The sequence below is a fragment of the Pseudomonas petrae genome (genome assembly GCF_021728295.1).
GTDB classification, from domain to species: domain Bacteria; phylum Pseudomonadota; class Gammaproteobacteria; order Pseudomonadales; family Pseudomonadaceae; genus Aquipseudomonas; species Aquipseudomonas petrae.
In genome coordinates, this window is the sequence record NZ_JAKJXE010000014.1 from 59,281 (window position 1) to 74,332 (window position 15,052).

General features: G+C 62.1%; 9 protein-coding genes and 2 pseudogenes. 9 read left to right on the forward strand and 2 right to left on the reverse strand.

Features of this window, described 5'->3' with window-relative positions:
• Nucleotides 1–174 precede the first annotated feature (174 nt).
• Nucleotides 175–413 (forward strand): annotated as a pseudogene (locus L4G42_RS21460) (hypothetical protein); the annotation flags it as partial.
• A gap of 103 nt (nucleotides 414–516) precedes the next feature.
• On the opposite strand, the gene L4G42_RS21465 reads toward L4G42_RS21460, so the two are convergent.
• Nucleotides 517–816 (reverse strand): ArsR/SmtB family transcription factor, encoded by a 300-nt coding sequence (locus tag L4G42_RS21465; RefSeq protein ID WP_237253458.1) that lies wholly within the window; start codon nucleotides 814–816, stop codon nucleotides 517–519.
• An 85-nt stretch (nucleotides 817–901) separates the two neighbouring features.
• Here L4G42_RS21465 and L4G42_RS21470 point away from each other — a divergent pair, with 85 nt between their 5' ends.
• Together L4G42_RS21470 and L4G42_RS21475 are read left to right on the forward strand one after the other, a co-directional pair.
• Nucleotides 902–1,993 carry an NADH:flavin oxidoreductase/NADH oxidase gene (locus L4G42_RS21470; RefSeq protein WP_237253400.1) on the forward strand — a complete coding sequence of 364 codons (1,092 nt, stop codon included), beginning with the start codon at nucleotides 902–904 and terminating at the stop codon, nucleotides 1,991–1,993.
• A 130-nt stretch (nucleotides 1,994–2,123) separates the two neighbouring features.
• The gene (locus L4G42_RS21475; protein WP_237261187.1) at nucleotides 2,124–3,002 is read left to right on the forward strand and encodes a LysR family transcriptional regulator; all 879 of its coding nucleotides are present in this window, start codon (nucleotides 2,124–2,126) and stop codon (nucleotides 3,000–3,002) included.
• An 18-nt stretch (nucleotides 3,003–3,020) separates the two neighbouring features.
• Here the strand turns inward: L4G42_RS21475 and L4G42_RS21480 are convergent, their stop codons facing one another.
• Nucleotides 3,021–3,446: a VOC family protein gene (locus L4G42_RS21480; RefSeq protein ID WP_065988806.1), complete on the reverse strand. Its 426-nt coding sequence runs from the start codon at nucleotides 3,444–3,446 to the stop codon at nucleotides 3,021–3,023.
• Nucleotides 3,447–3,699: 253 nt separating this feature from the next.
• On the opposite strand from L4G42_RS21480, the pseudogene L4G42_RS26450 reads away from it, so the two are divergent.
• From L4G42_RS26450 to L4G42_RS21505, 6 genes and pseudogenes are all read left to right on the forward strand, one after another.
• Nucleotides 3,700–3,771, forward strand: a pseudogene (locus L4G42_RS26450) (hypothetical protein); the annotation flags it as partial.
• A 115-nt stretch (nucleotides 3,772–3,886) separates the two neighbouring features.
• A complete protein-coding gene (locus tag L4G42_RS21485) occupies nucleotides 3,887–5,098 on the forward strand; it encodes a GGDEF domain-containing protein (RefSeq protein ID WP_237253402.1) in 1,212 nt (403 codons plus the stop codon).
• Nucleotides 5,099–6,280: 1,182 nt separating this feature from the next.
• On the forward strand, nucleotides 6,281–11,896 hold the full coding sequence (locus L4G42_RS21490; RefSeq protein WP_237261189.1) for a putative Ig domain-containing protein: 5,616 nt from the start codon (nucleotides 6,281–6,283) through the stop codon (nucleotides 11,894–11,896).
• Nucleotides 11,897–12,369: 473 nt separating this feature from the next.
• Nucleotides 12,370–13,725, forward strand: a complete 1,356-nt coding sequence (locus L4G42_RS21495) for an iron-containing redox enzyme family protein (RefSeq protein WP_237261192.1) — start codon at nucleotides 12,370–12,372, stop codon at nucleotides 13,723–13,725.
• A 56-nt stretch (nucleotides 13,726–13,781) separates the two neighbouring features.
• Complete coding sequence (locus L4G42_RS21500) at nucleotides 13,782–14,723, forward strand: methyltransferase (protein WP_237253459.1); 942 nt, start codon at nucleotides 13,782–13,784, stop codon at nucleotides 14,721–14,723.
• Nucleotides 14,723–15,037, forward strand: a complete 315-nt coding sequence (locus L4G42_RS21505; RefSeq protein ID WP_237259654.1) for a hypothetical protein — start codon at nucleotides 14,723–14,725, stop codon at nucleotides 15,035–15,037. Before L4G42_RS21500 ends, L4G42_RS21505 begins: the two co-directional genes overlap by 1 nt.
• The last annotated feature ends 15 nt before the right edge of the window (nucleotides 15,038–15,052 follow it).

Consider the following 15,052-nt stretch of genomic DNA (forward strand, 5'->3'; position numbering starts at 1 on the left):
TGCCAGTATTTTATTTCCCGCCTGCCTAAAACCAACTAAAAACCGCGAGGGTTATTGAAGTACGCGCAGGGAGCCTTTGCGTTCTGCCCATGACCAGAGGAACTGCCACTGGATCTGCGATGACCGAGTTAAACCTGCCGGCTACGACAATCTTGTCTACCGGGGCATTCCCAAGGCGTCGTGCGTGGCGGTCTGAACCTGGCGAGCAGCGGCAGTTGGCAGTTGGCAGTTGGCAGCGGTATCGCGCAAGTGGCCCAGGCCGTTGGCGGCAAGATTCAGGAGCAGCTGCGTGCCCAGGGCATCGACTTCAATCTGGACGATATCCAGGGTGAATCGAACAGGCCACGCGTCAGACCGGCAAGCCTGAGCTGGACCCGAACGCCGTCAAGCAGGACGTCGCCACGACCCAGGAAGTGTCCAAGCGTCGCGTTTAGCGCAAAAAAATGGCCCGATCCTGTGATCGGGCCATTTTCGTTTCAGGGCAACCTCTGCCCCGACCATCTGAAACGGTGGTGCTCAATCCTGCGCCAGGATGATGCGCAGCAAACCCGGAAAGCGGACATCCAGCTCTTCGGCGCGCAGGGAATTCATGTGGGTGGTGCCGATGTTGCGCGTGTGCACCAGGCCCGCGTCGCGCAGGACCCGGAAGTGATGGGACATGCTGGACTTGGGCCGCCCGCCGTCGAGCTCACCGCAGGTCGCCTCGGCCACCGAGGAAAGACGGCGAACGATGTCGAGACGTACGGGGTCACTTAATGCGTAAAGCAAACGCTCAAGTGTGAGTTCGGTCGGTAACGGATGTTTGAAGGCGCGCATGCCGCACATCATAGCGAGGGGTTTCATCTTCCGCCATATTTCGAATACTATCGAACAAGCGAATTCAATCATCAGGAGTATTTCCATGTCTGCATTGTTCGAACCCTTCACGCTGAAGGACGTGACCCTGCGTAACCGCATCGCCATTCCTCCAATGTGCCAGTACATGGCAGACAACGGCGTCATCAACGAGTGGCACCACGTTCACCTCGCGAGCATGGCCCGCGGCGGCGCCGGTCTGGTGGTCGTCGAAGCCACTGCCGTCTCCCCGGAAGGCCGCATCACTCCGGGTTGCGCCGGTATCTGGAGCGACGAGCACGCCCAGGCGTTCATCCCTGCCGTGCAAGCGATCAAGGCAGCCGGTTCGATCCCGGGCATCCAGATCGCCCACGCCGGTCGCAAGGCCAGCGCCAACCGTCCATGGGAAGGCGACGACCACATGGCCGCCGATGACGCCCGTGGCTGGCAGACCATCGCGCCCTCGCCCATCGCCTTTGGCGCCAACCTGCCGAAAGTCCCGCAGGAAATGACCCTCGACGACATCGCCCGGGTCAAGCAGGACTTCGTCGACGCCGCGCGCCGCGCGCGTGAAGCAGGCTTTGAGTGGATCGAGCTGCACTTCGCCCACGGCTACCTGGGCCAGAGCTTCTTCTCCGAACACTCCAACCAGCGCACTGACGCCTACGGTGGCAGCTTCGACAACCGCAGCCGCTTCCTGCTGGAAACCCTCGCCGCCGTGCGTGAAGTCTGGCCGGAAAACCTGCCCCTGACCGCGCGCTTCGGTGTGATCGAGTACGACGGCCGTGACGAGCAGACCCTCAGCGAATCCATCGAACTGGCGCGCCGCTTCAAGGCTGGCGGTCTCGATCTGCTGAGCGTCAGCGTCGGTTTCACCATCCCGGAAACCAACATCCCGTGGGGCCCGGCCTTCATGGGCCCGATCGCCGAACGCGTCCGCCGCGAAGCGGGTATCCCGGTGACGTCGGCATGGGGTTTTGGCGATCCAAAACTGGCTCAGGCCGCTGTGCAAAACGGTCAGCTGGACCTCGTGTCGATCGGCCGGGCGCACCTGGCGGATCCGCATTGGCCGTACTTCGCCGCCAAAGAGCTGGGCGTCGACAAAGCTTCGTGGACGCTGCCTGCGCCGTACGCGCACTGGCTGGAACGCTATCGTTAAGCGTCCCGCGATAAAGAATGCCGCCCATTGAGGCGGCATTTTTATTTGTCGACGGCACTGGTTACTATCCGCTGCCGGCCGCCTGTCGATGTGCCCTGCCCGATTTGAATTTCCATCCCAGGACCTGACGATGATCAGAGAGTTGAAAACCTTCGTCTGCGTCGCGCGCCGAGGCACTTTTGCGGCGGCGGGACGTGAGGTCGGGCTGACGCAGTCGGCGGTTAGCGCACAGATCAAGAACCTCGAAGACACCCTGGGCGTCACCCTGTTCGACCGCACCGGTCGCGCCGCCACCCTCAACGCTGCCGGTCAGCGCGCCGTGGCACTTGCCGAAGAAATGCTGCAATTGTTCGGGCGCATGGGCAGCCCCGACAGCGCCAATGACTTCCGTGGCGCGCTGCGCATCGGCGCCATCAGCACGGCGCAGACCGGCATCTTGCCGCAAGCCCTGGTCGCGCTGCGCAGCAAGGCGCCGTTCATCGAAGCCAGTCTGGTGCCGGGGGTGTCGCTGAACCTGCTCAGTCAGGTGGACGCCGGCGAGCTCGACCTGGCGATCATGATCAAGCCGCCGTTCGCCCTGCCCAAGGAGCTTCACGCGGAGGTCATCGCCAGAGAACCCTTCGTGCTGATCACGCCATCGAACATGCAGGGCGACGACCCACGGCAGATCCTCCGCGACAACCCATTCATTCGCTACGATCAACGCTCGTTCGGCGGCCGCCGTGTCACGCAGTTCCTGCGCGAGCGCAAGTTCGAGGTGCGGCAAACCCTGGAGCTCGACGAGCTGGACGCGATCGTCAAGATGGTCCGCGCCGGGCTCGGCGTGTCGCTGGTGTCCATGGCCGGATTGTGGCTGGAGCACGCAGAAGACGTGAGAATCATCGACCTCGGTGAGATGACCTTCTTCCGCGAGATCGTGCTGGTGAGCAAATACCTGCAGCGGCACACGCCGCTGCTGGACCTGTTTCGCCGTTGCGTCATTGACACGCTGAATCACCCGACCCGCTGAGGGCTATCTGGCAGACGGCTACTTGGCGAAGAGCTGGCTCATGTCCTTGAACGCCTTGAACTCCAGCGCGTTGCCGCACGGATCGAACAGAAACATGGTCGCCTGCTCACCGACCTGGCCCTGAAAGCGGATGTAGGGTTCGATGACAAACCTGGTTTCGCGGGCGCGCAGACGCTCCGCCAGCGCCTCCCATTCTGCCCAGTGCAAGATGATGCCGAAATGCGGAACCGGCACGTCGTGGCCGTCCACCGCGTTGGAATGCACGGATTCCTGGGAAGTGGTCTTCGGGTGCTCGTGGATGACCAGTTGATGGCCGTAGAAATCGAAATCGACCCATTGCTCGCTGGAGCGGCCTTCGGAAAGACCGAATACATCGCCGTAGAAGTGGCGCGCGGCGGCGAGATCATAGACGGGGATGGCGAGGTGGAATGGCGAGAGGCTCATGGTCGATCCTGGGGACGGGAATGGTATGGGCGGATTGTTGGCCTTAATCGGGCGCAATAAAAGCGGGTATTCCTTCTGCTGAGCCTCAATTTTTTCGATCAAACCCACTTATATGACATGCAGCCGTACGCCCACGACCGACTGTCAGATTCCAGTCAGACAGAGGCCTGTTTGCGCAGGAAGACATTCATCTATCGCACCGCCCGCCGATAGACCGGCAGACAGACTGCAATCATTTCCCTGCAATCGCTTCATCGGGCAGATTCTGGAGGTCATCACCGGCATCTCCCCGCAGACCAACCTGTTGGCGCTCAACGCGGCCATCGCACACCTGAAGCTTATTCGATCAGTCCTTGCGAAACGAGCGCTCCTACGAAATGATGGCACTGAGACATCAACAATCATGTCATAGTCCGGTCAACCCACCCCTTTGGTGCCACATGCTTTCCTTCGTCCTCGATCGACCTGGCCCCAATGACGCGCAACTTCTCGCCGAGGTTGATCGCACCATCGCGTCGCGCTTTCGCAGCCTGCGTTTCAGCGCCGACCTGGAGCGTCGTTACGAGGCCGAGACGCTCGAGCAACGCCGCCAGTTTCTGACCGCCGTGGGTATTGGCGGCATCCTCATCTACAACCTGTTTATGGTCAGTGACTGGCTCAGCCTCAACGACATGTTTCCCTATGTGGCGCTCGGCCGGGTCTGCCTGATGACCCCCATCTTCGTTGTTCTGTTGATCATCGCGGGCCGTGCCCGCACCCGACGCACTGTCGAAACAACGGCCGCCATCGGCACCGTGATGTGTTCGGTGATGCCGCTGGTGGCGATGATTTTCAGCGAAAGTCCGTTCCGCTTGCACTATCAGCTGGGGATGCTGCTGATCATGGTGTATTGCACGGTGATCCAGCAGGTGCCTGTGCGCTGCGCGGCGGTCGCCATGGCCTGCATGCTGGTCATCCAGTTGGTGACCACTTACCTCGCTGACTTCGCGGACTTTCAGATCTGGCAGGCCAATGTGCTGCTGTTCTTCTCCACCGCGGCGCTGCTGATGATGGCGTCGTGGTTTCTGGAACACGGCAACCGCTTGAGTTATCTGTTTGCGTTGCGCGGGCAGTTGCTGCGAACGCAGTTGGGTGAACTGGCGCGCATTGATTCGCTGACGCAATTGTTCAACCGGCGCTTTCAGGGCGAGGTGCTGGCGTCGTTGTGGAGCCGCGCGGCGCAGACGCCCATGAACGTCGCGGTCATCCTGCTGGACATCGATCACTTCAAATCCTACAACGACAACTACGGGCACCTGCAGGGCGACACCTGCCTGCAGCTGCTCAGTGGCGTGATCCAGCGCGTCGCGCAGAAAGCCGACGCCCTGACCTTCCGCTTCGGCGGCGAAGAAATTCTGGTGCTCATGACCCACGCCCACCCGGCCCAGGCCAGGGCGCTGGCGGAAAACCTGCGCTCGGCGGTCGCCGCGCTGAATGTGCCCCACCCGGTACTGGGCGATGGCGCCAGAGTCACCATCAGCCTCGGTGTCGCCATCGCCAGCGCACCGAAGATCAGCGCTGAAGTCCTCATCGCCATGGCCGACAAAGCCCTCTACGCCGCCAAGGACGAAGGCCGCGACTGCCTGCGCTGCGCCCCGGCCGAAGTGGCCTAGCGGTCCCGCGAACGTTGTGGGACCGGCTTTAGCCGGGAAGGCGTCGGCATTTACCTCGCAGAATTGAGGGTGCTCACGCGGGCCTCTTCCCGGCTGAAGCCAGTCCCACTAGAAAGCATCGCGTGCATCCAGAGGCACTGGCTGAACGCAAACTTTGTAGGACCGGCTTTAGCCGGGAAGACGTCGGCGTTCACATCGCAAAATTGAGGTTGCACACACCGTCCTCTTCCCGGCTGAAGCCGGTCCCACTAGATAGCATCGCGTGCATCCAGAGGCACTGGCTGAACGCAAACTTTGTAGGACCGGCTTTAGCCGGGAAGGCGTCGGCGTTCACATCGCAAAATTGAGAGTGCATACACCGGCCTCTTCCCGGCTGAAGCCGGTCCCACTAGATAGCATCGCGTGCATCCAGAGGGGCTGGCTGAGCGCAAACTTTGTAGGACCGGCTTTAGCCGGGAAGGCGTCGGCGTTCACATCGCAAAATTGAGAGTGCATACACCGGCCTCTTCCCGGCTGAAGCCGGTCCCACTAGATAGCATCGCGTGCATCCAGAGGGGCTGGCTGAGCGCAAATTTTGCAGGACCGGCTTTAGCCGGGAAGGCGTCGGCGTTCACATCGCAAAATTGAGAGTGCATACACCGGCCTCTTCCCGGCTGAAGCCGGTCCCACTAGAAAGCATCGCGTGCATCCAGAGGCACTGGCTGAACGCAAACTTTGTAGGACCGGCTTTAGCCGGGAAGGCGTCGGCGTTCACATCGCAAAATTGAGGGTGCACACACTGACCTCTTCCCGGCTGAAGCCGGCCCACTAGAAAGCATCGCGTGCATCCAGAGGCACTGGCTGAGCGCAAACTTTGTAGGACCGGCTTTAGCCGGGAAGACGTCGGCGTTCACACCGCAAAATTGAGGGTGCACACACTGGAATCTTCCCGGTTGAAGTCGTTCCCACTTCCCCTCCGCATGCCCCCGCGATCTACCCCACCCCCAAAAGTGCCAGAAAAGCACAGCCCTCAAAACGTCAATTAGGTGACACCAACAACCGCCCAAATGTGCCGACCGTCACAAAACGACGGTTTCCCGACATACGGCCACAACTTTTCCGTTCAGTTAGGTCATACCTGCTGCAGTGCCGATTGGAAATTGGCACGCAGCGAGACCTCAGCCTGTGACCGGAGATAAGTACATGATTTTTAACGTCCAAAATTTTGGCGCCAAAGGAGATGGCGTTTCTGACGACACCGCGGCCATTCAACAAGCGATTGATGCAGCTGCGGCGGCTGGCGGAGGACAGGTCTATGTACCCCCGGGGACCTACATCGTGTCAGGCGGTGAGGAACCGTCCGACGGCTGCCTCATGCTCAAGAGCAACGTCTACATGTACGGCGACGGCATGGGCGTCTCGAACATCAAGGTGGCAGACGGCTCCGACACGAAAATCACCGGCGTCATCCGCTCTGCCTATGGCGAAGAGACCCATGACTTCGGGTTGAGCAACCTGACCATCGACGGCAACCGGGACAACACCACCGGCAAGATCGACGGCTGGTTCAACGGCTACATCCCGGGCCAGGAAGGCTATGACTCCAACGTTACCCTCGACGGCGTGGAGATCAAGGACTGCTCCGGTTACGGCTTCGACCCCCACGAACAGACCGTGAACATGGTCATCAAGAACAGCGTGTCCCACGGCAACGGCCTTGACGGCTTCGTCGCTGACTTCCTCAGCGACAGCACCTTCGAAAACAACATCGCCTACGACAACGATCGCCACGGTTTCAACGTGGTCACCAGCAGCCACGATTTCACCCTCAGCAACAACGTCGCCTACGGCAACGGCGGTGGCGGCATCGTCGTGCAGCGCGGCAGCGAGAACATTCCTTCGCCGAACAACATCACCATCACCGGCGGCGAGGTGTATGGAAACGGCGCTGAAGGCGTGCTGATCAAGCTCTCCAGCGAGGTCACCATGACCGGCGTCGACATCCACGACAACGCCAGCGCCGGTGTGCGCATCTATGGCAGCAACAACGTCGACGTTATCAACAACACCCTGAGCAACAACGCACTGGGCGGCGGCGTACCGGAAATCATCATCCAGTCCTACGACGACACTAAGGGCGTTTCCGGCAAGTATTTCAACGGCAGCGACAACACCGTTCAGGGCAACACCATCAACGGCAGCGCCCTGTCGACCTATGGCGTGGCCGAGCGCAACGAAGACGGCACCGACCGCAACGCCATCATCGGCAACACCATCACCCACACCACCAAGGGCGACACGCTGGTGTATGGCGATGGCAGCTACGTCAGCGCGACCGTCCCAGTGGTGGCCGTGCAAGGCACCGACGGCAACGACACCCTGCTGGGCAGCGACGCCAACGAGATCTTCTACGCCGGCGCCGGCAATGACACCGTCAGCGGCGGTGGCGGCAGCGACATCCTCATCGGCGGCGCCGGGGTCGACAAGCTCACCGGCGGCGCGGGCGCGGACATCTTCCGCTTCACCAGCGAATCCGACAGCTACCGCACCGCGACCACCAGCTTCGACGACACCATCACCGATTTCGACCCGACCCAGGACAAGATCGACCTCGCCGGCCTGGGCTTTACCGGCCTGGGCAACGGCCGTGGCGGCACCTTGCAGGTGAGCTACAGCGCCAGCAACGACCGCACCTACATCAAGGATTACGATGCCGACGCCAATGGCAATCGCTTCGAGCTGATCCTGGCCGGCAACCTGGTCAGTGCGCTGACCGCCAACAACTTCATCTTCAACCGCACCCTCACCGGCACCACGGGTAACGACTCGCTGCAGGGCACTGACTCAGCCGACACACTGCTGGGCCTTGCCGGCAACGACAGCCTGGCGGGCGGCGCCGGTGACGATCGTCTCGACGGTGGCGCCGGGCAGGACACCCTGAGTGGTGGCGCCGGGGCGGACACCTTCGTGTTCTCCAGCCGCACCGACAGCTACCGCAACTACAACGCTGGCGGCGCCAACCTGGGCGACGTGATCACCGATTTCGACGTCACCGCCGACAAGATCGACCTCTCCAAGCTGGGCTTCACCGGCCTGGCCGACGGCATGAACAACACCGTGTACGCGGTGCTCAACGACGCCGGCGACAAGACCTACATCAAGTCGCTGACCGCCGATGCCGACGGCAACCGCTTCGAAGTCGCGCTCGTAGGCAACTACCTCGACAAACTGACCAGCGCCAACTTCGTGTTCGCCACCGCCCCGACGGTGAATCAGGCGCCGGTCGTTGCCAACCCGCTACTGGATCAGAACGCCACCGAAAACACGCCGTTCAGCTACGTCGTGCCCGGCACCAGCTTCACCGATCCGGACAACGACACCCTGAGCTACACCGCGACCCTGGCCGACGGCACCGCCCTGCCGACCTGGCTGATCTTCGACCCCGCGACCCGCACCTTCAGCGGCACCCCGAGCAACACGGCGTCGGGCACCTACGCGATCAAGATTACCGCGAGCGACGCCAGCAACGCCACCGTCAGCGACAGCTTTACCCTCGCCGTGCAGGACGTGCCGGTGACGCCGGGCGTGATCAACGGCACGCCGGGCAACGACACGCTGACTGGCACCGCCGGCAACGATCAGCTCTTCGGCGGCGCGGGCAACGACACCCTGAATGGCGGCGACGGCAACGACGTCCTCATCGGTGGCGCCGGTGCCGACAAACTCACCGGCGGCGCGGGGGCGGACGTGTTCCGCTTCACCTCCACCCAGGACAGCTACCGCACAGCGACCACCAGTGCCAGTGACCAGATCCTCGATTTCGATGTGGCTGCCGACAAGATCGACGTCTCGGCGCTGGGCTACACCGGCCTGGGCAACGGCCTCAACGGCACGCTGCAGGTGACCTACAACGCCAGCAACAACCGCACCTACGTCAAGGACAGCGTGGCAGACGCCAACGGCAACCGTTTCGAACTGTCGCTTGCAGGTAATCTGGCCGGCAGCCTGAACGCCAGCCATTTCGTCTTCGCCAGCCAGAACGTGCCGATCAACGTGGCGCCGGTGGTGGCGATTCCGCTGGTGGACCAGAACGCGACGGAAAACTCGCCGTTCACCTACGCGGTCACCAGCAACAGCTTCTCCGACGGCAACAACGACACGTTGACCTACACCGCGACCCTGGCCGACGGCAGCGCCCTGCCCGACTGGCTGAGCTTCGACAGCACCCGCCTGACCTTCAGCGGCACGCCCACCAGCACGGCCTCCGGCAACTACACGCTGCTGATCAAGGCGACCGATCCGTCGGGCGCGTCGGTCAGTGACAGCTTTGACCTGGCCGTGGCCGACGCGCCAGCCAGCACTATCACCGGGACCGACAACGGCGAAACCATCGCCGGCACCGTCGGCGCCGATTTGATCCTTGGCCTGGGCGGCAACGACACCATTCGCGCCGGCGCAGGCCCGGACATCGTCGACGGCGGCGCAGGTCGCGACTCGCTGTACGGCGGCGACGGTGCCGACACCTTCCGCTACACCAGCGTTCAGGACAGCTACCGCGACTACAACACTGGCGGGGTGACAGCCACCGACACGATCTACGATTTCACCCACGGCGTGGACAAGATCGACGTCTCCGCCCTTGGCTTCCTCGGCCTGGGCGACGGCAGCAACGGCACGCTGTACCTGAGCCTGAACGCCGCCGGTGACAAGACCTACATCAAATCCAGCGTGCCCGACGCCGACGGTCACCGCTTCGAGATCGCTTTGAGCGGCAATTACATGAACACCCTCACCGCCGACGATTTCGTCTTCGGCGCGCGGGCGGACCAGGACATCCTGTTCCTGCCGACCCTCGGTCAGTCCAACGCACGTCTGCTGCGCATGACCGAAGACGACAGCCAGTCCGGCACTACCATGCTGGTCGACGGCCTGAGCAAGTACACCACCTACGACGTGCGCAGCCAGTTCAACGACGCCGACGGCAATGGCATCGACATCGCGGTGGGCGGCAGCACGGTCAACGGCATGTCGACCCTCGGCGCCGAAGAACTGAAACTGTGCTGGTGGCTGACCGACACCGATCAACCAGGCCCGGCATTGCTGCGCGCCGTGGCCCTGTTGAACGACCAGCTCACGGAGCTTAAGTCGATCGACAACGTAACCATGGGCATCATCTGGGGCCAGGGCGAAGAAGCGGCGCAGGAAATCGCCCGCGCTTCGGACAAGGAAGCAGCTGCGGCGTCGTACAAGGCCGCGACCCTGGCGGTGTTCGATTACCTGCACGCGCAGTTCGGCAACTTCAACGTGTACATGATGGAAACCGGTCACTACGACCAGGACGCAGCCCGCGCGCGCGGTTTCTCGGAAGAGAAGATCGCCGGCATCGTCGAGGGCGTTGGCTATGTGCGCGCCACTCAGGAAGCAATCGCCGCCCAGCGTGACGACGTGAAGATTGCGGTGGATTACACCGACCTGCCGTTGCGCCACGAAGTCGACCCGCTGGTCTACCCCGACGACGTCTGGCACTTGCATGAAGAGTCCGCGGAGATCGTCGGTCAGCGTCTGGCCGACTACATCGCCGACGACCTGGGCTTCCACGGTGACCCGAGCGACAACAACAGCGTGCAGGCCATCTTCGACGGCGCGCAAAACGAAGGCGGCATGATCTTCGGCACCGATCAGGACGACACGCTGGTGGGCTCGTCCGGCAACGACACGCTGGACGGCGACCTCGGCGCCGACAGCATGAGCGGTGGCGACGGCAACGATATTTATATCGTCGACAACGCCTTCGACAGCGTTACCGAAAGCAGCAACTCGCCGTCGCAGATCGACACCGTGCAGGCCTCGGTCAGCTGGACCCTTGGCGCGAATCTGGAAAACCTGGTGCTCACCGGTGTTTCGGCCATCGACGGCAACGGCAACGACCTGCGCAACTTCATCACCGGTAACGCGGCGGCCAACGTGATTGACGGTGCGGGCGGTGCCGACAGCATGAGCGGCGGCAACGGCAACGACACGTATTACGTCGACAACAGCGGCGACAGCGTGATCGAAACCAACGCCGATCGCGTCTCGGGCGGCATCGACAGCGTGCACAGCACCCTGGCGACGTTCACCCTGGGCAGCAACGTCGAAAACCTGTACATCGACAGCCTCGATGCGGCCAATGGCATCGGTAACGCCCTGGACAACGTGCTGTTCGCCGGCATCGGCAACAACGTGCTGGACGGTCGCGACGGCAACGACACGGTGTCCTACTTTGGCGCGCAGTCCGGCATCACCGCCACGCTCTCTACTTCGGCGCAGCAGAACACCGGCGGCTCGGGCCTGGACACGCTGAAGAGCGTCGACAACCTGATCGGCAGCGCCTTCGCCGACAGCCTGACCGGCAACAGCGGCGCCAACGTGCTCAACGGCGGTGCCGGCGATGACACGCTGATCGGCGGCTCGGGCAACGACCGTTTGATCGGCGGTGCAGGCACCGACTCGCTCACCGGCGGCACCGGGGCGGACACCTATGTGTTCGACTCCGTCGCCGACATGGGCGTCGGGGCGTTGCGCGACGTGATCAACGGCTTCAAGAGCGCCGAAGGCGACCTGCTCGACTTCAGCGCCCTGGACGCCAATCCGCAGACACCGGAGATCGACGCGTTTACCTTCATTGGCAGCAACGCCTTTGACGCGAATGATGCGACCGGACAGCTGCGTTTTGCCGACGGGATCCTCTACGGCAGCATCAACGCCGACGCGACCCCGGACTTCGAAATCCAGCTGGTCGGCGTCAAAGAGCTGCATGTGACTGACTTCGTTGCCTGATTGATCGCGTAAACACAAAAACGGCCTCCGCAATGGAGGCCGTTTTTTTTGCGCCCAGTACGCCCGCGTCGACCGCGAATCACAGTCAGGTGGCGATTCATTGTGGGAGCGTGGCTTGTCCCGCGATCGGCTGCGTAGCAGTCGTAAAACCTGACGCCTCGGTGTTACCGCGATACCGCGCCCACTGGATTACTACCGCTGCGCGGCAGATCGCGGGACAAGCCACGCTCCTACGGGTTATGCATTCACCGGGACTATCCGGTTGGTCGAAGATCCACCGTAGGAGATGGCGGCTACACTCGCGGCGGTCGGGTCACGGTGTACGACTTTTAGCCCGCGAGGCTTCGATTGAATCGAAATCCGCGCCATCCATCCGCCGCAAGTGTCGATCATCGACTGCCCTGCAACTCGATGGAATTTTCGCGAACCGCCTCCCTCTGACCTACATATCAAGAAAAGTCAGCAGGCTAGCCATGACCTCTTTACAGCTACTTTCCGGGCGTTCTGCCACAGCGCACGTATCCACCGGCGCCCACTACTCGCTGTATTCCCGTCTGCTGCGCGGACAGGTGGAAGCCGAGCGGGATAACGTCCGTGATTTTCTCCAGGAGCAACTGGAGATCGCGAAAACGCTGCCGTCTAACCTGCCTGCTGACCTGAACGATCTGTCGGCATGGGTGGCCAGCAACAGTCACTCGGTGGCCGAGCGGTACCGCGTTTATCTGGAGGAACGCCGCGCCGGCGGGCCCCGGAAGTTCTTCACCAACAAAGCCCATGCGCTGTATTTCCTGCAAAGTGTTGCGCCCAGCAAGCTGGTGGATGGCGCCTGGCTGTACGGCACCGTCAAGCATGCCAGCGACTGGCGCTATCACGGCCTGATCCGCACCTACCTTGAAGAGCTGGGCGACGGCGAGCCCGCACTGAATCACGTGGTGCTGTACCGCAACCTGCTCACCGAACACGATTGCGCGCCTATCGCGCCGCTCGACGATGCGCTGTATCTGCAGGGTGCCATTCAGCTGGGTCTCGGCCACTTGAGCGATGAGTTTTTGCCGGAAGTCCTCGGCTACAACCTCGGTTATGAGCAACTGCCGCTGCATCTGCTGATCACCGCCTTTGAGTTGAGTGAACTGGGCATCGACCCGTATTACTTCACCCTGCACGTGACCATCGACAACGCAAGCTCCGGCCATGCCCACAAGGCAGTGCAGGCAGTGCTGGATCTGTTGCCGAACGACGACAGCAAGAACGAATTTCTCCAGCGTCTGCGCGCGGGCTATCTGCTCAATGATCTGGGCATTGGTTCGACCGACATCGTCCGCGCCTTCGATCTGGAAGAAGAAGTGGTCTCGATGCTGGAGACCAAAAGCACCTTCGGCCAGCACATGCACTCGGATTACTGCCGCCTCGAAGGTCGCACGATCAACGATTGGCTCGCCACCCCTGGCCAGAGTCGTCAGCTGCTCAGCGCGCTGGAAGATCGCGGCTGGATCAAGCGCAACCAAGACCCGCAGGACAGCCGCTTCTGGCAACTGATCGACGGTCCTGGTGCCGTTATGTTTGGCGTTTTCAGCGGCTATGAAATGCAGCTGCTGAAGGACTGGATCGCCGGGGACTGGAAGGCGTCCGAGCAGAGCAACCCGTTTCGCACCCGCTTCCGCCGCCGCCAAGTCGCAGCTGCCGGCACCGAACAGCCGCGCAACGCCCCTTCTCTGCCGATCGAGAAGCTGGTCGAGCTGATCGCTCCCGATTCCCATCCAACGCCTGAAGGTCTGGCGGCCACCCGAATCTATGCTCGCCAGCTGGCGCAAGGAAGCCTGACACGATGAACCCGCGAACGCTGCTTGAACCGCGCCTTGATGAATCGCAAGCCGGTACGCCAGAAATGTCTGACGAAACCCACGATCTCGCGCTGCTGCAACTGGGCCAGCGCCTCGAGGCTGAAGTCTATCGCTTCATGACGGTCACACCGTTGACCCATCAGCGGGTCAATGGGCGTGAGCAGAACCGCAAGGCCCGCAGCCTGCGCGACGTCTTCGGCTGGAGCCGCCCTTTCGAAACCGGCCTGCTCGAGGAAGCCGAGGTCGAAACCTTGCTCGCCGCCGGTGTGCTCCGTGCCCACGCCGGCATGTGGGTCAGTGAAGTGCGTTGGTCGAGCCTCGATGATTTGCTGTTTGTCCACTCCAGCTTCCCCACCGTGGCTCACGATTCGGTGTTCTTCGGCCCGGATACCTATCGCTTTGCCCAAGCCATCGAAGAACACCTGCGCACTTCGACGCACCCGATTCGCACCGCCGTCGACATCGGCTGCGGCAGTGGCGTCGGCGCGATTCTGATTGGCCGTGCCCGACGGGACGCCAGTGTGCTGGCCGTGGACATCAACCCCACTGCCCTGCGGTTTACCGCCGTCAACGCGTCGCTGGCCAAGGCCAATAACGTGGTCGCCTACCACAGCGACATTCTGGCGGGCACCACGGGCGAGTTTGACTTGATCGTCGCCAACCCGCCTTACATGAAAGACAGCCAGGAACGTGCCTACCGCCATGGTGGCGATCAGCTGGGTTCGGAGCTGTCCGTGCGTATTCTGGCGCAAGCCATCGAGCGACTGGCTCCGGGCGGCAGCGTGTTGCTGTATACCGGCGCGCCTTCGGTCGACGGCGTTGATCTTTTCCTTGAGCAGGCGCGCAAACTCATCGACCGTTCTGATCTCGCCTGGTCCTATCGCGAGATGGACCCCGACGTGTTCGGCGAAGAGCTGGAAACCGAGACCTATCAGGAAGCTGACCGCATCGCCGCAGTGGTGCTGACGGTGACGCGGATCCAGTGATGTATCCGACGACGCCGGACGGCCGCTATTTCGTCGTCAAGGGCCAACTATGGCGCTGCAGCAACCCGGCCCTTGCCGAAGAAGAGCGGCAGCAGTGGGTCAATGGGTTGATGAAGGCGCGGCAAGCTGTCAAGGCCGCCAAACGCGCCGAAGATGCTGCCGCGCTTAAAGCGGCTCGCGCTTCGGTCAATGCGGCAAAGATTGCACTGGGTGAGCGCGGTCCGGTGTGGTGGTTGGACGGTGCAGCAGACTTCAATCGCTACAAGGCTTTGAATACGCCCTATCGGGAGTGGTTTGAGTCGTTGCAACGCTGAGCTGCTGCTGAGTTA